We start from the raw sequence: 17675 nt of genomic DNA on the forward strand, positions 1-17675 counted from the left end.
TCGATGTCCACGCTCAACGACATCCCGCTCCCGCCCGCACTCGACCGTTCGCTCGAAGCCGAACTGCGCCGCGTCATCGACATGAAGACCAAGCCGCGCGGCAGCCTCGGGCGGCTCGAAGCGCTCGCGCTGCAAACGGGATTGATCCAGCGCACGACGAAGCCGCGCATCGTGCGTCCGGCGATGATCGTGTTTGCCGCCGATCACGGTATCGCCGCTGAGGGAGTGAGTTCGTATCCGCAGGAAGTGACCGCGCAGATGGTCGCGAATTTTCTGGCGGGCGGCGCGGCGATCAATGCGCTGTCGCGCTCGGTGGGCATGACGCTGGAGATCGTCGATGCGGGCGTCGCGACGCCGATTCCGGCTGTGCAGGCAGGTCCGGACGTGGGCTATGAACGCGAGTCGCTCGGCCCCGGCACGCGCAACTTCGCGCGCGAGCCCGCGATGTCCCGCGCGACCGCGCTGGACGCCATCGCGCGCGGCGCGGCGTGCGTGCGCCGGCATGCGGCGTTGGGCACGAACGTGATCGGCTTCGGGGAGATGGGGATCGCGAACACGTCGGCGGCGGCGTGCCTGATGAGCCGCCTGTGCGGCGTGCCGATCGACGACTGTGTCGGCCGCGGCACGGGTCTCGACGATCGCGGTCTCGCGCACAAGCGCGAGGTGCTGGGCCGCGCGCTGGCGCTGCATGCCGATACCGGCGATGCCGTCGATACCCTCGCGACCTTCGGCGGCTTCGAGATCGCGATGATGACCGGCGCGTGTCTCGAAGGCGCGCGTGCGGGCATGACGATCCTCGTCGATGGCTTCATCGCGACGTCGGCGCTGCTGGTCGCCGCGACGCTCGCGCCGGAGGTGCTCGACTACTGCGTGTTCGCGCATGCATCGGACGAGACCGGTCATCGGCGCATGCTCGCGCATCTCGGGGCTGCGCCGCTGCTGCAACTCGACCTGCGTCTGGGCGAAGGCACCGGCGCGGCGCTCGCGCTGCCGGTGTTGCGCGCGGCCGTCGCCTTCCTCGATGAAATGGCGAGCTTCGAGTCGGCGGGCGTGTCGGATCAGGCCGGCTGAGATGCCGCGCCCGCTCGACGAACTGCGCTACTTCTTCACCGCGCTCGGCTACTTCACGCGCGTGCCGGTGCCGCGCTGGGTCGGTTTCGAGCGCGACTATCTGAACGCGGCGGCGCGCTATTTTCCGCTGGTGGGCGTGCTGGTAGGCGCCGTTGCGGCGCTGGTCTGGCTGGCCGCATGGCGGGTGTTTCCGGCGGGCGTCGCCGTGCTCCTGTCGATGGCCGCAACGCTCGTGCTGACCGGCGCATTCCACGAAGACGGCTTGGCCGATTGCGTCGATGCCTTCGGCGGCGCGTACACGAAGGACGATGCGCTGCGCATCATGCACGATTCGCGCATCGGCGCTTTTGGGGCGATCGCGCTCGTGATCGCGCTGGCGCTCAAGTGGCAGGCATTGGCCGCGTTGCCGCCGTATCGCGTCGCATGGACGATGATCGGCGCGCACGCCGCGAGCCGCGCCTTTGCGATCAGTTATCTCGTCACCCTCGACTACGTGCGCGCCGAAGGCAAGGCCCGGCCGGTCGCGCAGCGCATGAGTCGGGCATCGTTCGGCTGGGCGCTGCTGTTCGGCGTGCCCTGGCTGTTCGCGCTGGACTGGAAGCTGGCGGGCGTGACGATTGCCGTGCTGTGCGTGCTGCGCTGGCTGGTCGGCCGGTACTTCGTGCGGCGCATCGGCGGCTATACGGGCGACTGCCTCGGCTTCGCGCAGCAAGTGTTCGAAATCACGATCTATCTCGTCGGGCTCGCATGGATCTCGTTCTGATCCGCCATCCGGAAGTGGCCATTGAAGCAGGCGTCTGCTACGGGCAGACGGATGTGCCCTTGCTGCGCGACGTCGCTGAGTCGGCCCTCGACTTGGCGGCGCGCATGCAGGCGCTGAAGGTGCCTGGCTGCGTAGCGGGCTGGCATGCCAGTCCGTTGCTTCGCTGCGCATCGCTCGCCCGTGCGCTTTTGCCGGATGGCCCGGTCCATCTCGATCCTCGCCTCGCCGAGATGAACTTCGGCGCGTGGGAAGGGCGTGCGTGGGACGGCATCGAGCGCGCGCTCATCGATGCCTGGGCGGCCGACATCGAGCATGCGCGTCCACATGGCGGCGAGAACCTGGTGCAGTTCGCGCGCCGCGTGATCGCGTGGTTCGACGACACCTGCGCCGACGAGCAGACGGTGCACGTCGTCGCGCATGCGGGCGTGATGCGGCTGCTGGCGGCGCACGTGCTGGGCATCGCGAATGAGCACGCGCTGCAATGGCCGCTCGATTTCAACGGCATCGCATGGTTCAGGCGCGTGCGCGGACAGTGGCTGCTGGTGCGCTGGAACGCGTGACTAGCGGGTCCGGCGTGCGCGGGCGTCGTCGAGATCGCGGCACAGTTGCGCCGCGCCCAGCGCGAGGCGGGGTGTCGGCCGGTTGATGAGATCGCCGTCGATGCCGAACAGATTGCCGCGCGCCACGGCGGTCAGCGCGGTCCAGCGCCGCCAGCGGTCGAACGCCGGCAAGGGCCGGTCCGGCGGCGTCGCGCCGGCCGTCGCGGTGACGATGGCTTCGGGATTCGCCGCGAGCACCGCTTCCGCCGAGACCGTCGGCACGCGCAGCGGCTCGGCCGCGAACACGTTCACGCCGCCGCACAGCGTGATCACTTCATCGAACACATTGTCGCGATTGAGCGTCATCAGCGGCTCGTCCCAGACTTGATAGAACACGCTCACGGGCGGCCGCCGGGCATAGCGCTCACGCAGTTGCGCGATGTCGTTCGTGAAGGCATCGGCGGCGGCGCGCGCGGTGGCCTGCGTGCCGAGCAGCGCGCCGAGCTTGGTCAGGCTCGTCGCGATATCGGCGAGATGCTTCGGCTCGTTGAAATAGATCGGCACGCCGAGCGCTTGCAGCCGCTCCAGCTGACGCGCCGCATTGCCATGCCGCCAGACCACGATGAGGTCCGGATGCAGCGCGACGATGCGTTCCAGATCGAGTGCCTTGTTGTCGCCGACGCGGGGAATCGCCTGCGCTTCCTTCGGATAGTCGCTGTAGCTCACCGCGCCGACCACGCGCGCGCCGCCGCCCGCCGCGAACAGCAGTTCGGTGACGTGCGGCGCGAGGCTGACGACGCGCCGCGCCGGCTGCGCGAGCGTGACGGCGGCGCCGCTGTCGTCGGTGACGGTGATGGCGGCGTGCAGATTCACGCAGACCGCCATCAGCACGCTTGCAAGCAGCGCACGCGCGATCATCCGCGAATCTCCGCCAGCGCGCGCGCCAGACGCACCCAGTCGCCCTCGGCGCCCGGCAGGCCGACGCGCAGGCTCGGCGTCATGCCGGGCAGGTCGAAGAGACGCGTCCAGATGCCGCGTCGCGCGAGTTCGTGCTGGAGCGCCGCCGCGTCCGGTACGGGCATCCATGCGAACAGAGGCGTGCCGCGCGCGTCGAGGCCGTGGTCCGCGAGCAAGGCGGCGAGACGCCCGCCGTCGCGATGCAGGCGGGCGCGAGTGTCGCGTTGCCAGGCGCGGTCGGCGAACGCGGCTTCGACCGCATGCCGCGCCGGGCCGCTCACGGTCCAGGCGCCGAGCATCGCGCGCAATGGCTCGGCGACGGCAGGCGAGGACAGCACGAAGCCCGCGCGGATGCCCGCAAGCCCGAAGAACTTGCCCACCGAGCGCAGCACGACCAGACCTTCGCGTGCGGTGTCACTTGCCAGCGAGGCAGAGGGATCGACATCGGCGAACGCTTCATCGACGATCAGCGTGCCGCCGCGCGAAGCCAGCCGTTCATGCCAGCGCCGCAGCGTGTCGCGCGGGAGGAGTTCGGCGGTCGGGTTGTTCGGATTCGCGACGATGACGTGATCGAGCGCATCCGGCAAAGCCTGCGTATGAATGTCGAGCGTCACGACCGTATGGCCGCCGCGGCGGAATGCGGGCGCGTACTCGCCGTAGGTCAGCGGCGCGACGCCCACGACGCCCGGCCGCAACAGCGCCGGCAGCGCGCGGATCGCGGCCTGTGAACCCGCGACCGGCAACGCGCGCGGAGCGCCGTAGTAGAGCGCTGCGATGTCGGCGAGACCGTCGTCGTCTTCGGGCAGACGGCGCCAGGCATCGGGCGGCACCGGCGGCACCGGATAGCCGTGAGGATTGATGCCGGTCGAGAGATCGAGCCAGTCTTCGAACGGAATGTCATAGCGGCGCGCGGCTTCGCGCAGGTTGCCGCCGTGGCGCACCGGGGCGTCGGCGTCTTCAGGTTGCGTGGTGTGAGTCATGTCAGCCGCCCGTCGTCACGCTCGCGACGGCGAGCACCAGCAGCACCGCGAGCCACATCAAGGTCGCCCGCTCGACCAGCCGCAATGCCGCGACCACATGCTTCGGATTCGCGCTGTGCCCCGCGCCGAGCGTCGGCCGCGCCTCCAGCTTGCCGTGATACACCGCCGCGCCGCCGATCAGCACGTTCAGGCTGCCCGCGCCCGCGGCCATCACCGGGCCGGCGTTCGGGCTGTCCCAGGAACGCGCCTGGGTGCGCCAGCAGTGCCAGGCCATGTGCGTGTCGCCGGCGAGCGCATAGCTCGCGGCCGTCAGGCGCGCGGGAATGAAGTTGAGCACGTCGTCGAAGCGTGCGGCCGCCCAGCCGAAGCGCAGGAAGCGCGGCGTGCGATAGCCCCACATCGCGTCGAGCGTATTGGCGAGCCGGAACATCAGCGCGCCCGGTCCGCCCGCGACCGCGAACCAGAACAGCGCGCCGAAGATCGCATCGTTGCCGTTTTCCAGCGCCGATTCGACCGCCGCGCGCGAGAGGGCGTTTTCATCGGCCTGCGAGGTATCGCGCGACACGATGCGCGCCGTCAGCGCGCGGGCGCGGTCCAGGTCGCCGAAACTCAGCGCGCGTGCAATCGGCGCGATGTGCTGGCGCAGACTCTTTGCGCCGAGCGCGAACCAGAGCAGCAGCACGTGCACGAGACTCGCGTAGGCGAACGGCAGCACGCTGACCAGCAGCCACGCGACGGCAACCGGCGGCGCCACCAGCGCGAACCACGCGAGCATGCCCGCGGGCCGGGCGCGGAAACCGGTGTTCATGCGCGCTTCGAGCTTCGTCGCGAGCTGGCCGAAGCCGACCAGCGGATGCCGCGCACGCGGTTCGCCGAACAACCGGTCGACGATCACGCCAAGCAGCGCCAGCAAGGCCATGGCGTAGACGGAGAGCAGCAACATCGTAGCGATTCCTCCGTCAGCCCTTGAGCACGAGCGGCAGGCCCGCGGCCATCAGCACGGCGCGTGTGCTGGCGGCGGCGACGCGCTGGTTCAGCCGCCCCAGCTCGTCCACATAGAGACGCGTGACCGAGCCGAGCGGCACGACGCCCAGCCCGATCTCGTTGCTGACGACGATAACCTTGCCGCGCACCTCGGCCAATGCGGCGTCGAAGTCGGCGAGGGCGGCCTGGGCGCGCTCGGGTAATACGGCGATGTCGTCGCCGTCGTTGTCGGACGAGAACAGCAAGTTGGCGAGCCACAACGTGAGGCAATCGATCAGCACGCAGCCATCCGCGCGATCCGCCTTGCGCAGCGCGCGCGCCAGATCGAACGGCGCTTCGACCAGCGGCCAGTGCGCCGGCCGGCGTTCGCGATGCAGTTGCACGCGTTGCTCGAACTCGGCGTCGCCGATGCGCGCGGTCGCGATATAGGTGACCGGCAGTCCGCTGCCGTCGGCGAGGCGTTCGGCGTGCGCGCTCTTGCCGGAGCGCGCGCCGCCGAGGATGAAAGTGAGATCCGGGGTCATCGCGCCATTGTACTGACGGGCTAAGATAGCGCGTCATTCGTCACAGGATGTAGCCGGTATGTCTTTCACGCCTCGCGGCACGCTGATGATCCAGGGCACCACCTCCGATGCCGGCAAGAGCACGCTCGTTGCGGGCCTGTGCCGTCTCGCCCGGCGTGGCGGCGTGCGGGTCGCGCCGTTCAAGCCGCAGAACATGGCGCTGAACAGCGCGGTCACGGTGGACGGCGGCGAGATCGGCCGCGCACAGGCGTTGCAGGCGGTCGCGGCGGGCGTGCCGGCGCGCATCGACTTCAATCCGGTGCTGCTCAAGCCGACCAGCGACCGGGGCGCGCAGGTCATCATCCACGGCCATGCGCACGCCAATCTCGACGCGCGCGCCTATCACGACTTCAAGCGCATCGCGCTGGACGCGGTGCTCGCTTCCCACGCGCGCCTGTGCAACGAGTTCGACGCGGTGATCGTCGAAGGCGCGGGCAGCCCGGCGGAAATCAACCTGCGCGACAACGACATCGCCAACATGGGCTTTGCGGAGCGGGTCGACTGCCCGGTCGTGCTGGTGGCCGACATCGATCGCGGCGGCGTGTTCGCGCATCTCGTCGGCACGCTCGCGTGTCTTTCGGAGAGCGAGCGCGCGCGCGTGCGCGGCTTCGTCATCAACCGGTTTCGCGGCGATATCGGCTTGCTGCAGCCCGGCCTCGACTGGCTCGAAGCGCAGACGGGCAAGCCGGTGTTCGGCGTGCTGCCGTTTCTGCACGGCCTCACGCTCGATGCCGAAGACATGCTGCCGAGCCAGCCGCACGCGCGCGGCCGTGCGCCGGCGCTGAAGGTGATCGTGCCGGCGTTGCCGCGCATCAGCAATCACACGGACTTCGATGCGCTGCGGGCGCACCCGCAGGTCGATTTCAGCTACATTCGCGCGGGCGTCGCGCCGCCGCCGGCGGATCTCATCGTGTTGCCCGGCTCGAAGAGCGTGCAGCGCGATCTCGCCTGGTTGCGCGAACACGGCTGGGACCGCGCGATCGAGCGGCATCTGCGCTACGGCGGCAAGGTGCTCGGCATCTGCGGCGGGATGCAGATGCTCGGACGGCAAATCGACGATCCGGACGGCGTGGAAGGCGCCGCCGGCTGTGTGGACGGGCTCGGCTTGCTCGAACTCGCCACCGTGCTGACGCCGCACAAGCAACTGGAGAACGTGACCGGGCAGTTGACGGTCGGCGCGGCGGATGCGCCCGTGCGCGGCTACGAGATCCACATGGGCCGCACGGACGGCGCGGCGCTGACACGGCCGCTGGTCGCGCTCGATGGCGGGCGCTGCGACGGCGCCGTGTCCGCCGATGGCCAGATCGCCGCAACCTACCTGCACGGCGTGTTCGATACCCCCGAAGCCTGCGCGGCCCTGCTCGCGTGGGCGGGTGTGCAGGACGCGCAGGCGCTCGACTATCCGGCGCTGCGCGAGGCGTCGCTGGATCGTCTGGCCGATTCGTTCGCCCAGGCGCTCGACCTGGACGCGCTACAGGCGGCGTTCGGGCCGCCGCATCGGCCTCGGCATCAGTAGAGAATCATCTGCGTGCAGCGGAACAGGGCGATGAGCTTGCCGTCGCCGTTCGTCACCGTTGCGTCCCAGACCTGCGTGCTGCGCCCGAGGTGCACCGCCGTGGCGGCCGCGACGATCTTGCCTTCGCGCGCCGTCGAGACATGATTGCTCTTCAATTCGAGCGTGGTGAAGTTCTGGGCGTTCTCGGGCAAATGCGCGATGCACGCATAGCCGCAGCAGGTGTCCGCGAGGCCGACCACGGTCGCGGCGTGCAGGAAGCCATTGGGCGCGAGCAGTTCCGGCCGGATGGCGAGTTCTCCGCTCAGGCGGCCCTGATCGAGGGAAAGCAGTTGCACGCCCAGCAGATCGGGCAGGCGGCCTTTCTGACGATTGCGCAGGTAGTCGAGCGTCACATCGGGGCGGAGCGAAGTCATGGGCGTGGGCGGTTCCGGTGAGGGTGATGGGAAGGTCGGAAGCGGGACGACAGACGGGAGTCATCGTCCCGGCCGTTCGGACGACATGCTGGATGTCGCGCTTTTGCCGATAATATCAACGCTCGAAACAGGCATCCGCCAGGAATTTCATTCAATAAAGACGAAAACGCGTGTCGTCCGGCCTCGTCCGGGCGGCGCGCCGAACTTTCTCCGGGACCTTTAATGACCGTGATCGTGGTGGCAAATCCGAAGGGCGGCGTAGGCAAGAGTACGCTCGCGACCAATCTGGCAGGCTATTTCGCAGCGCAGGGCGAATGGGTGGCGCTCGCCGATCTCGACAAGCAGCGCTCCTCCCACGCGTGGCTTTCGCTACGGGTGGACACCTTGCCGAAGATCGAGGAATGGGGCGTCGATGTCGATTCCCCGGCGAAGCCTCCCAAAGGTCTGGAAAAAGCCGTCGTCGATACGCCCGCCGGCGTGCACGGCAACCGCCTCGCGCTGGCGCTGGAACTGGCGGACAAGGTCATCGTGCCGCTGCAGCCGTCGATGTTCGACATCCTCGCCACCCAGGACTTCCTCACCCGTCTGGCGAAGGAAAAGGCGGTGCGCAAGGGCGCGATCGAGATTGGCGTGGTGGGCATGCGGGTCGATGCACGCACGCGCTCGGCGGAGCAACTGCATCGTTTCGTCGAGGGGCTGGAGCTGCCGGTGCTCGGCTTCCTGCGCGACACGCAGAACTACGTGCAGCTCGCCGCGCACGGCTTGACGGTGTGGGACGTGGCGAAGAGCCGGGTCGAGAAGGATCTGGAGCAGTGGGCGCCGATCGTGGAGTGGGCGGGGAAGAAGTAGGGGGCGAGCCTGATTAGCGGTCGGAGGTTTTCCAGGGCCGGGCAACGGCGAATGCGATCAAATCGGCCCGTTTGCCCGGATTTAGCCGCATAGCAGCTCAATCCGTTTTAGCTGCTATACGGCTATTTCGGCGTTGCGCCCCGCCAGCAAGGCGCGGAGACGCGCTTCCCCTACGTCCAGCTCTGCACCGGCACGTGATCCCGGCTGCCCTTGATGCGGTTCTTCTCATCGACGAACACGAGATCCGGTTTCCAGCCTGCCTTGATCTCTTCCTCGTCCACCTGCGCGAACGCCGCGATGATCACCAGATCGCCCAGTTGCGCCCGCCGCGCGGCCGAGCCGTTCAGCGAAATCATGCCGCTGCCGCGTTCGCCCTTGATCGCATACGTGGTCAGGCGCTCGCCGTTGTTCACGTTCCAGATGTCGATCTGCTCGTTCTCCATCAGGTTGGCGGCGTCGAGCAGGTCTTCGTCGATCGCGCACGAACCTTCGTAGTGAAGCTCGCAATGCGTGACCGTCGCGCGGTGGATTTTCGATTTCAGCAAGGTGCGCTGCATGGTGCTTCTTTCCTCTTCCTTCAGATGCTTGAGATACTTCAGATTTCCAGATTGTCGATCAGACGCGTCGCGCCGAGCTTCGCCGCCGCCAGCACGACGAGCGGCGCATCCGCGTCCGCCTCGCCCGGCGGCAGCAGGTCGACGCGCTTGCGCACGCTGATGTAGTCGGGCTTCCAGCCGCGTCCGGCGAGCGCGTTCATCGCTTCGCGCTCGAGCGCGGCGATATCGCGATTGCCCGACAGCACGGCCTCGCGCACGCGCTGCAACTGCGCGGCGAGATGCGGCGCCTCGGCGCGCTCGGCGTCCGAGAGAAAGCGGTTGCGCGAACTGAGCGCCAGCCCGTTGTCCTCGCGCACGGTCTCGGCCGCGACAATTTCCGTGGGCAGCGCGAACTGGTTGCACATGGCGCGCACGATCATCAGCTGCTGATAGTCCTTCTTGCCGAACACCGCGACGCGCGGCTGGACGCACGACATCAGCTTCATCACCACCGTGCACACGCCGGTGAAGAAGCCGGGGCGGAATTCGCCTTCGAGAATGTCGCCGAGATTGTGCGGCGGATGCACGCGATACTCCTGCGGCTGCGGATACATGTCCTTCTCGGTCGGCGCGAAGAGCACGTAGACGTTTTCCTTCTGCAGCTTTTCGATGTCGTCCTGCAGCGTGCGCGGATACTTGTCGAAGTCCTCGTTCGGGCCGAACTGCAGGCGGTTCACGAAGATGCTGGCCACGACCGGGTCGCCGTGCTGGCGCGCGAGACGCATCAGCGAGAGATGGCCTTCGTGGAGGTTGCCCATCGTCGGCACGAAGGCGGTGCGGTTCTGGCCGCGCAACTGGTCGCGCAGTTCATGAATGGAGCTGATGACTTTCATCGAGCGGGTGTCTCCTGTCGGCACGGCCTCGATGCGGCCGCGTCTGAACAAGCCAAGGGGTGAGCGGTGTCAGGCGGGAGCGTACGCGAGTCTGACGTAGATCGGCGCATACGGCTCGGCCTGCGTGATCTCGATCAAGGATTCGCGCGACAGCTCCAGCATCGCGATGAAGTTCACCACGACCACCGGCACGCCGCGCGAAGTGTCGAAGAGTTCCGTGAACTCCATGAAGCGCGCGGTCTGCAGGCGTCGCAGGATCACGCTCATGTGCTCGCGCACGGACAGCTCCTCGCGCGAGATCTTGTGATGCTGGACGAGTTTCGCGCGCTTGATGACGTCGGCCCAGGCGGCGCGCAGGTCGTTCATGTCGACGTCCGGGAAGCGCTGCTCCGCCGCCTGTTCGATATGAATGTCGGCACGCAGGAAGTCGCGCCCGAGCTGCGGCAACTGGTCGATGCGCTGCGCCGCGAGTTTCATCTGCTCGTATTCGAGCAGGCGCCGCACGAGTTCGGCGCGCGGATCCTCGGCTTCCTCGCCGGTGTCGGCCTTCTTGACCGGCAGCAGCATGCGCGACTTGATCTCGATCAGCATCGCGGCCATCAGCAGGTATTCGGAGGCAAGCTCCAGATTCGATTCGCGGATCTGGTCGACGTAGCCCAGGTATTGCGCGGTGACATCCGTCATCGGGATGTCGAGCACGTTGAAATTCTGCTTGCGGATCAGGTAGAGCAGCAGGTCCAGCGGGCCTTCGAAGGCTTCGAGGAAGATTTCGAGCGCATCGGGCGGGATGTAGAGATCCGTGGGGAGCTTCCACAGCGGTTCGCCGTACAGATGCGCGATCGCGACGCCGTCGATGGTGTCGGGCGTCGAATCGGTGGCGGGGGCGGCGAGCGCGACCGCCCGGTCTTCCCGTGCGCCTTCACGGCGCGCTTCGGGCGCCGAAGGCGGCTCGTGGCCGGCTGCGTTCACGTTCAGAAGTTCTGGTAGTAGACGTAGGGCGTCTGCTGCACGCGCGATTGCTGCTGCTCGCCGCGCTCGTCGAGGTCGATCGGCTGCTTGTCCCACAAAAGCGCGCGGCCGCGGCGTTGCTCGGCTTCCAGCGTGGGCTTCTGCTCTTTCAGCTGATTGATGAACTGGGTGATGTCCGACTGGTACATGATCCGGCTTCCGTTGTCCGTTGAGTCGATGCGGGGTTCGATGCGCGGTGCGGTGTGGCCTTCCTTGAAGCGGCTCTGTGGCCCGCTCCTGCCCGCGCGCCGCAATTTTACCGCAAGCCTGCGCTGCCGACGCCGCTCGCTGAAAGATCCACGTCCGTACGTGATTCGCGGAACCCCGCGCGCCGTGTGCCGTCCAACCGGCGCGCCTGTCAGGCGAAACGGCAGGCGAAACGGCAGGTGGAACGGCAGGCGGAACGCGCTCGTCCGCGCCGTTTCGCCGCCCGCAATGCGCCGCCGGCCTGCGCCAGTGTGGTGAAATAGCGCCTGCGCCGCCGGAACCTGCCGCCGCGCCGCGCAAGCCTGACGACGCGGCGGCTGCACGCTCGGTTGCCATCCTTTCAAATCCAAGTCATCCCGATGCCGGAGGTCACGTTTGGCGGGGCGTTCGTTTGATCCGCTGCGCGCGCTGCGCGTCAAGCCGTTGTGCCCGAGGCGCTTTCCCGCCGTGCTCGCCGCGTTCCTCGCGTGCGGCGTGCTGGGCGTGTTTGGCTTTGCGACTCCGGCTTTCGCGAAATACGACGTCGATATCGACGCGCCGCGCAGCATCAAGAAGCTGCTCAAGGACAATCTCGACCTGTCCCGCTTCGCCAAGCGCGACGACGTCAGCGACGACCAGATCCAGTTCCTCATCACGGCCGCGCCGAAGGATGTACGCGATCTCGTCGCGACCGAAGGCTATTTCTCGCCGGTCGTGCGCACCGACGTCGCGAGCGAGGACGGCAAGCGCAGCGTCAAGATCAGCGTCGATCCCGGGCCGCGCACGCGGGTGGCTTCGGTGCAGCTCATCTTCAAGGGCGCGGTGACCACCGAGGACCGCGCGCAGGAGAACGCGGCGCGCTTCGCGTTCTCGGTCAACGAAGGCGATCCGTTCACGCAGGGCGGCTGGGACGACGCGAAGAACGCCGCGCTGCGCGCGCTGCAATCGAAACGCTACCTCGGCGCGAAGATCGTGCGTTCGCAGGCGCGCATCAATCCGCGCGCGCATCTCGCCGATCTCTCCGTCACCTTCGACAGCGGTCCGACCTTCACGCTCGGCAAGCTCGACGCGAGCGGCACGCGGCGGTATCCGGCGTGGATCGTCGATCACGTGAATCCGATCCAGCCCGGCGAAGTCTACGACGTCGCCCGCATCAACGAACTCCAGCGCCAGGTGCAGAACACGCCGTACTACGCGAGCGTGGCCATCGACGTCGACAACGACGTGAACAAGCCCCAGGACACGCCGCTGCACCTGAAGGTGTCCGAGTATCCGTACAACAGCATTCGCTATGGCGTCGGCTACGCGACCGACACCGGTTTCCACATCCAGGGCGCCTACAGCTACCTGAACACCTTCAACGCCGCGTATCCGTTCACCATTTCCGGCCGCCTGGATCAGACGCAGCAGTATGGACGCGTGCAGCTCGCGATGCCGCCCGACGGACATGGCTGGGTCAACGCCGTGTTCGGCTCGTACACGATCACCGATGTCTCCAGCACGAACATCTACAGCGGCCGGGTCGGCGTGCAGCGCTCGCGTTCGCGGCAGAACATCGACACGACTTTCTCGCTCACCTTCTACGACGACCGCCTGACGCAGAACGAGCCCAACCCGTCGACGGCGCGCGCGCTCGTGCCGGCGTGGAGCTGGGTGCGCCGCAATGTCGACGATCCGCTGTTTCCCCGCCGCGGCAACATCATTCGCGCCGAAGCGGGCTTTGCGGTGAAGGGCGCGATGACCGACCAGACCTTCGCACGGCTCTATACCAACGCGCTCCAGTTCGTGCCGCTCGGCAAGAACGATCTGCTGGTGTTCCGCGCGGAGTTCGGCGGCGTCTTCACGAGCGGGCCGTCGAGCGGCGTGCCGGCGTCGCTGCTGTTCCGCGCGGGCGGCGCGAACTCGGTCCGTGGCTACAGCTATCTGAGCATCGGCAACAACGTGGCCGGTTCGATCCTGCCCACCAAATACATGATGACGGGCAGCAGTGAATATCAGCACTGGTTCACGCATGACTGGGGCGGCGCGATGTTTTTCGATATCGGCGCGGCCGCCGACACCTGGAGCGAGCGCGTGTTCGAGCCGGGTGTGGGCGTTGGCGTGCGCTGGCGCAGTCCGGTCGGGCCGGTCAATGTCGATCTGGCATATGGCCTGAAGAACAAGAGCATCAAGCCGTACCTGACGCTCGGTATCGCCTTCTGACGCGCATGAGAACCTTGATACGGAACCGTGAACCCGCATGACCGAGCCGACCCCGCACCGCGACGCTGAAGCCCCGCCGCCCGGCAACGAAGCCGGCGCGGGCACTTCTGCGCCGCCGCCTCCGCCTCGCGGTAGCGCCGCGCGGCGGCTCGCGCGCTGGCTCGGCGTGCTGGTGCTGGTCGTGCTGCTGATCGCGGGGCTGGCGATCGGCACGGTCCTGTACGTGCTGAACACCGAGCGCGGTACGCGCTATGCATGGAACGCGGCCACGTCGCTGCTCAAGGGGCAACTGACCGGCACGCTCGACGGCGGCGCGATCGCCACCGGCCTGCGCCTGCGCGACGTCCACTGGAGGGACGGCAAGGGGACGGACATCGCGGTGGACAGCGTCTCGGGCCGCTGGGCGCTGACGCGCGAGCCGCTGCGTTTCACGATCGACTATCTGCACGTGGGGACGGTCGATGCGCGCATTGCGCCGTCGAATGAGCCCAGCAAGAAGACGGAATTGCCGAAGGATCTGCGCATTCCGATCCAGCTCGTCATCAACGATGTGTCGCTGGATAAGCTGCGCCTGCACCAGGGCACGACGACCACCGAGTTCTCGCGCCTGCTCGTCAGCGGCCGCAGCGACGGCCAGCATCACCAGGCGACCGTGCAGCGGCTCGATACCCCGTTCGGCGCGGTGACGGCGGCGCTCAAGCTGGACGGCGGCGCGCGGCCTTTCCCGCTGTCGGGCGACGCCGGGTATTCCGGCAAGGTCGCCAATGAGGCGGTGACGGTCAGCGCGCGGCTGTCGGGCTCGCTCGAAGACCTGATCGCCGATGTCGACGCCAGCGGCATGAAGCTGAACGGCCGGGCGCACGTCGAAGCGCTGCCGTTCGCCGACGTGCCGCTCAAGTCGGCGCTCGTCACCTTCGATCACGTGAATCCGCAGGCCTTCAGCCCGGCGGCGCCCGAGGCGGACCTGGCCGTGCGCGCCGAAGTGAAACCGGTCGAAGGCGCGGATGCGAAGGGCTTCGTCGTGAGCGGCCCGGTGTCGATCGTCAACGCGAAGCCGGGTTCCATCGACAAGAAGCTGCTGCCGCTCATCGACGCGCACGCCGACGTCCGGCTCGACGCCTCCGCGCAGACCATCACGAACCTTGACGTGCGGCTCCTGAAGAACGCGACCGTGACCGGCAGCGGATCGCTGGCGGGCGGCAAGGGCAAGTTCGACCTGAAAGTGGCGAAGCTCGACCTCAACGCGATCGAACCGACCCTGCGTCCCACCGATTTCTCCGGTCCCATCGGCATCGTGCTGGACGGCGACAAGCAGAGCATCAGCGCCGACCTCAACGATCCGAAAGCGACCATTCGCGCCCAGGCCAAGGTCAGGCTCGACCCGCAGCAAACCACGCTCGACGAAGTGAAGCTGACGGTGGGCCGTGGCCGCGTCGAGGCGAACGGCGTGCTGAAGAAGGACGCGAACTCCAGCTATGACCTGAAGGCGAAGTTCGTCGACTTCAATCCGCTGCTGCTGCAACAGCAACTGATCGCGCAGAAGCCCGCGCCGGTGAAGAAGGGCGCCGCGAAGAAACCCGTGCCGGCTGCGCGTCCGGTGGAAGCGCGCGTGAACGGCACGCTTGCCGCCGCCGGCACGCTCGCGCCGACGCTGACAGCAAAAGCCACGTTCAAGCTCAACGACAGCATGTACGACAACCTGCCGCTGACCGGCGATGGCACCGTGCAGGTCGCGGGCACGCGCCTGTTGCCGAGCAAGGCGTCGCTGTCGGTGGCGGGCAACGATGTCGATCTGAACGGCAGCTTCGGTGCGCCCGGCGACCGGCTGCGCTTTCGTGTCGATGCGCCCGCGCTCGAACGGCTCGGCTTCGGCATCGCCGGCACGGTCAAGGCGGACGGCGACCTGACCGGCTCGATCGCGCATCCGAACGTCGCGGCGAATTATCAGGCCGATGGCCTCGTGTTCGGCGCCAACCGGCTGGGCCACGCGGAAGGCCGCGCCGATATCCGCGACGGCGCGAACGGCGCGCTCGTCTTCACGCTGAAGGCGCGCGACGCGAGCACGGACGGCATCGAGGTCGCGAATCTCGACGCCAGCCTGAACGGCACGCGCGCGCATCACACGCTCGACGTGACCGCGACCGGCAAGGTGCGCGGCCAGCCGGTCAATCTCGCGCTCGGCGCGAACGGCAAGTTCACCGACGCGCCCGACGGTCCGCACTGGGACGGCACGATCACGAAGCTGTCGAACAAGGGCACGCCCTCGGTCAATCTCGAAACGCCGCTGACCGTGAGCTACGGGCCGCAGCGGCTCGTGCTCGGCGCGACGCGGCTGGTTGCCGAAGGCGCGGTGCTGAGCCTCAAGTCCTTCGCGATGGAGCATGGCCGGATCCAGTCGGCGGGCACGCTGACGAATCTGTCGGTGCCGCATCTGCTCGAAGTGCGCCAGGAACTGACGGGCGCGGAGCCGCCGATCCGCACCGACCTCGTCTTCGACGGCGACTGGGACTTCTCGCTCGGCACCACGGCGACTGGCCACGTACAGATCAAGCGGCGCGCCGGCGACGTGACCATCGACGGGACGCGCGGCGTGGCCGCGCTCGGCGTCTCGGACATCACGGCGCGCGCGGACTTCTCCGGCGGCAACCGGCTCAACGCGTCGCTGCACGCGCAGGCGAGCCGCATCGGCGTGATCGACGCGAACGTGCACACGCCGCTCGTGAATCGCGACGGCATGCTCACCGTCGACGACAACGCGCCGCTCACCGGCGCCGTCGACGCCAATATTCCCGAACTGCGCACGACCGGCGGCCTGCTCGGCGCGAACTATCTGCTTGGCGGCCGGATGGCGCTGAAGCTGGTGATCGCGGGTATCGTCGCGAAGCCGACGCTGTCGGGCTCGCTGACGGGCGACAACCTCTCCGCGACGGTCGTCGATCAGGGCGTGCAGCTGAAGGACGGCATCATCCGGATCGCGCTGGCGGAGAATCTGGTGGATTTCCAGCGCGTCGAGTTTCATGGCGCGAGCGGCACGCTGCGCGCAACCGGCAAGGTGCGGCTCGACCAGCAGCAGCCCGACCTGACGGCGAGCATCATCGCGGACAAGCTGGAGCTGTTCGCCTCGCCGGACCGCGAACTCACGCTCTCGGGCGAGGCGAAGATCGCCAACGCGGGGCTGGAGGGCGGCATGGCGATCGACGGCAAGTTCACCGTCGATCACGCGCTGATCGACTTGCCGGAGTCGTCCGCGCCGAAGCTCGGCGACGACGTGGTGATCGAACGCCCCGACGGCACCATCAAGGGCGAGAACCAGCAGCTCACGGCCGCGACCGGCAAGCCGGTGGGGCCGTTCACGCCGCGCGCGAACATCGAGATCAATCTGGGCCAGCGCTTCCGCTTCAAGGGCGCGGGCGCGGATCTCGGGCTGGCCGGCTCGATCACGGCGACGAGCGCGCCGAACATGCCGCTGCGCGCCGTCGGCAACGTGCGCGTGACGACGCCCGGCTCGTCGTACACCGCGTTCGGGCGCAAGCTGAACATCGAGAACGGCTTCTTCACCTTCAACGGGCCGGTGGCGAATCCGGGCATCAACATCCTGGCGATGCGGCGCAATCAGGAAGTCGAGGCCGGCGTGCAGGTGACCGGCACCGTGCAGGCGCCGGTCGCGCGGCTGATCTCCGAGCCGAGCGTGCCCGACAACGAGAAGCTCTCGTGGCTGCTGTTCGGGCACGGTACGGATCAGGGCAACAACGTCGGCCAGCAGAGCGCGATGACGAGCGCGCTCGCGCTGCTCGGCAGCAAGGGCGGCGCGAAGATCGCGCAGACGGTCGGGCTGGACGAGTTCACGGTGGGGTCGAGCGAAGTGGGCCTGACCGATCCGCAAGTCGTGCTGCTCTCGAAGGCGATCAACGAGCGCCTCGTGATCGGCTACGAGCAAGGGCTGCAATCGGCGGCCAACGCGGTCAAGGCGACGCTCAACCTGTCGCGCTTCTGGGCCGTGACGGTGTATGGCGGCACGTATCAGGGCGTCGATCTGTCCTACACGCGCAGGTTCAGTTCGTGGGCGCGGTTGTGGTCGGGGGCGTCTTCGCGGGCGGTCGCGTCTGCCGCGGACTCGGCTGCGGCGGCTTCCGGGGCGTCGTCGACTGAGGCCTCGCCGCCGGGCGACGCGGACTGAGCTTCTTCAGGCACAAGCGCGTGGCTGAAAGAAAGAAG

Annotated in this window: 16 protein-coding genes; 7 read left to right on the top strand and 9 right to left on the bottom strand. The window is 67.9% G+C overall.

The genetic code is table 11. From position 1 onward, the window contains the following. Positions 1–3 precede the first annotated feature (3 nt). From cobT to cobC, 3 genes are read left to right on the top strand one after another with little or no spacing between them, the layout of a single operon-like run. Positions 4–1071, top strand: a complete 1068-nt coding sequence (cobT, locus tag QCE64_RS03085; RefSeq protein ID WP_310002620.1) for a nicotinate-nucleotide--dimethylbenzimidazole phosphoribosyltransferase — start codon at positions 4–6, stop codon at positions 1069–1071. Position 1072: 1 nt separating this feature from the next. Further along, positions 1073–1834: an adenosylcobinamide-GDP ribazoletransferase gene (locus QCE64_RS03090; RefSeq protein WP_310002621.1), complete on the top strand. Its 762-nt coding sequence runs from the start codon at positions 1073–1075 to the stop codon at positions 1832–1834. Then, positions 1819–2394: an alpha-ribazole phosphatase family protein gene (gene cobC / locus QCE64_RS03095; RefSeq protein WP_310002622.1), complete on the top strand. Its 576-nt coding sequence runs from the start codon at positions 1819–1821 to the stop codon at positions 2392–2394. The genes QCE64_RS03090 and cobC overlap by 16 nt, the downstream gene beginning before the upstream one ends. Here the strand turns inward: cobC and QCE64_RS03100 are convergent, their stop codons facing one another. Genes QCE64_RS03100 through cobU form a run of 4 tightly spaced genes read right to left on the bottom strand, consistent with a single transcriptional unit; the run spans position 2395 to position 5818 of the window. Next, complete coding sequence (locus tag QCE64_RS03100) at positions 2395–3291, bottom strand: cobalamin-binding protein (protein ID WP_310002623.1); 897 nt, start codon at positions 3289–3291, stop codon at positions 2395–2397. After that, positions 3288–4310, bottom strand: a complete 1023-nt coding sequence (gene cobD / locus QCE64_RS03105) for a threonine-phosphate decarboxylase CobD (RefSeq protein ID WP_310002625.1) — start codon at positions 4308–4310, stop codon at positions 3288–3290. The genes QCE64_RS03100 and cobD overlap by 4 nt, the downstream gene beginning before the upstream one ends. 1 nt (position 4311) lies before the next feature. Then, positions 4312–5253 carry an adenosylcobinamide-phosphate synthase CbiB gene (gene cbiB / locus QCE64_RS03110; protein WP_310002627.1) on the bottom strand — a complete coding sequence of 314 codons (942 nt, stop codon included), beginning with the start codon at positions 5251–5253 and terminating at the stop codon, positions 4312–4314. 16 nt (positions 5254–5269) lie between these two features. Further along, complete coding sequence (gene cobU / locus QCE64_RS03115; RefSeq protein ID WP_309929402.1) at positions 5270–5818, bottom strand: bifunctional adenosylcobinamide kinase/adenosylcobinamide-phosphate guanylyltransferase; 549 nt, start codon at positions 5816–5818, stop codon at positions 5270–5272. A gap of 58 nt (positions 5819–5876) precedes the next feature. On the opposite strand from cobU, the gene QCE64_RS03120 reads away from it, so the two are divergent. Beyond that, entirely contained in the window at positions 5877–7373 is a 1497-nt protein-coding gene (locus tag QCE64_RS03120; protein WP_310002629.1) for a cobyric acid synthase, read from the top strand. Here QCE64_RS03120 and QCE64_RS03125 read toward each other — a convergent pair. Then, a complete protein-coding gene (locus QCE64_RS03125) occupies positions 7367–7786 on the bottom strand; it encodes a PaaI family thioesterase (protein ID WP_309914330.1) in 420 nt (139 codons plus the stop codon). The genes QCE64_RS03120 and QCE64_RS03125 overlap by 7 nt on opposite strands. Before the next feature lie 222 nt (positions 7787–8008). Here QCE64_RS03125 and QCE64_RS03130 point away from each other — a divergent pair, with 222 nt between their 5' ends. Beyond that, a complete protein-coding gene (locus QCE64_RS03130) occupies positions 8009–8635 on the top strand; it encodes a ParA family protein (protein ID WP_309914332.1) in 627 nt (208 codons plus the stop codon). 170 nt (positions 8636–8805) lie between these two features. Here QCE64_RS03130 and panD read toward each other — a convergent pair whose 3' ends face one another. From panD to QCE64_RS03150, 4 genes are all read right to left on the bottom strand, one after another. Continuing rightward, positions 8806–9192, bottom strand: a complete 387-nt coding sequence (panD, locus tag QCE64_RS03135) for an aspartate 1-decarboxylase (protein ID WP_309914336.1) — start codon at positions 9190–9192, stop codon at positions 8806–8808. Positions 9193–9230: 38 nt separating this feature from the next. Next, positions 9231–10064: a pantoate--beta-alanine ligase gene (panC, locus tag QCE64_RS03140; RefSeq protein WP_310002631.1), complete on the bottom strand. Its 834-nt coding sequence runs from the start codon at positions 10062–10064 to the stop codon at positions 9231–9233. 69 nt (positions 10065–10133) lie between these two features. Further along, positions 10134–10919 (bottom strand): ScpA family protein, encoded by a 786-nt coding sequence (locus QCE64_RS03145; RefSeq protein WP_309919587.1) that lies wholly within the window; start codon positions 10917–10919, stop codon positions 10134–10136. Positions 10920–11035: 116 nt separating this feature from the next. Then, positions 11036–11224, bottom strand: a complete 189-nt coding sequence (locus QCE64_RS03150; protein ID WP_309811417.1) for a DUF3460 family protein — start codon at positions 11222–11224, stop codon at positions 11036–11038. Positions 11225–11654: 430 nt separating this feature from the next. On the opposite strand from QCE64_RS03150, the gene QCE64_RS03155 reads away from it, so the two are divergent. Further along, entirely contained in the window at positions 11655–13460 is a 1806-nt protein-coding gene (locus QCE64_RS03155) for an autotransporter assembly complex family protein (protein ID WP_310002633.1), read from the top strand. A 37-nt stretch (positions 13461–13497) separates the two neighbouring features. Further along, positions 13498–17637: a translocation/assembly module TamB domain-containing protein gene (locus QCE64_RS03160; RefSeq protein WP_310002635.1), complete on the top strand. Its 4140-nt coding sequence runs from the start codon at positions 13498–13500 to the stop codon at positions 17635–17637. Positions 17638–17675 lie beyond the last annotated feature (38 nt).

This window comes from Caballeronia sp. LZ043 (assembly GCF_031451075.1).
In the GTDB taxonomy this organism is placed as follows: domain Bacteria; phylum Pseudomonadota; class Gammaproteobacteria; order Burkholderiales; family Burkholderiaceae; genus Caballeronia.

Coding starts and splice junctions, on each gene's coding strand:
- cobT (WP_310002620.1), top strand. CDS start 4: ATGTCCACGCTCAACGACATCCCGCTCCCGCCCGCACTCGACCGTTCG.
- QCE64_RS03090 (WP_310002621.1), top strand. CDS start 1,073: ATGCCGCGCCCGCTCGACGAACTGCGCTACTTCTTCACCGCGCTCGGC.
- cobC (WP_310002622.1), top strand. CDS start 1,819: ATGGATCTCGTTCTGATCCGCCATCCGGAAGTGGCCATTGAAGCAGGC.
- QCE64_RS03100 (WP_310002623.1), bottom strand. CDS start 3,291: ATGATCGCGCGTGCGCTGCTTGCAAGCGTGCTGATGGCGGTCTGCGTG.
- cobD (WP_310002625.1), bottom strand. CDS start 4,310: ATGACTCACACCACGCAACCTGAAGACGCCGACGCCCCGGTGCGCCAC.
- cbiB (WP_310002627.1), bottom strand. CDS start 5,253: ATGTTGCTGCTCTCCGTCTACGCCATGGCCTTGCTGGCGCTGCTTGGC.
- cobU (WP_309929402.1), bottom strand. CDS start 5,818: ATGACCCCGGATCTCACTTTCATCCTCGGCGGCGCGCGCTCCGGCAAG.
- QCE64_RS03120 (WP_310002629.1), top strand. CDS start 5,877: ATGTCTTTCACGCCTCGCGGCACGCTGATGATCCAGGGCACCACCTCC.
- QCE64_RS03125 (WP_309914330.1), bottom strand. CDS start 7,786: ATGACTTCGCTCCGCCCCGATGTGACGCTCGACTACCTGCGCAATCGT.
- QCE64_RS03130 (WP_309914332.1), top strand. CDS start 8,009: ATGACCGTGATCGTGGTGGCAAATCCGAAGGGCGGCGTAGGCAAGAGT.
- panD (WP_309914336.1), bottom strand. CDS start 9,192: ATGCAGCGCACCTTGCTGAAATCGAAAATCCACCGCGCGACGGTCACG.
- panC (WP_310002631.1), bottom strand. CDS start 10,064: ATGAAAGTCATCAGCTCCATTCATGAACTGCGCGACCAGTTGCGCGGC.
- QCE64_RS03160 (WP_310002635.1), top strand. CDS start 13,498: ATGACCGAGCCGACCCCGCACCGCGACGCTGAAGCCCCGCCGCCCGGC.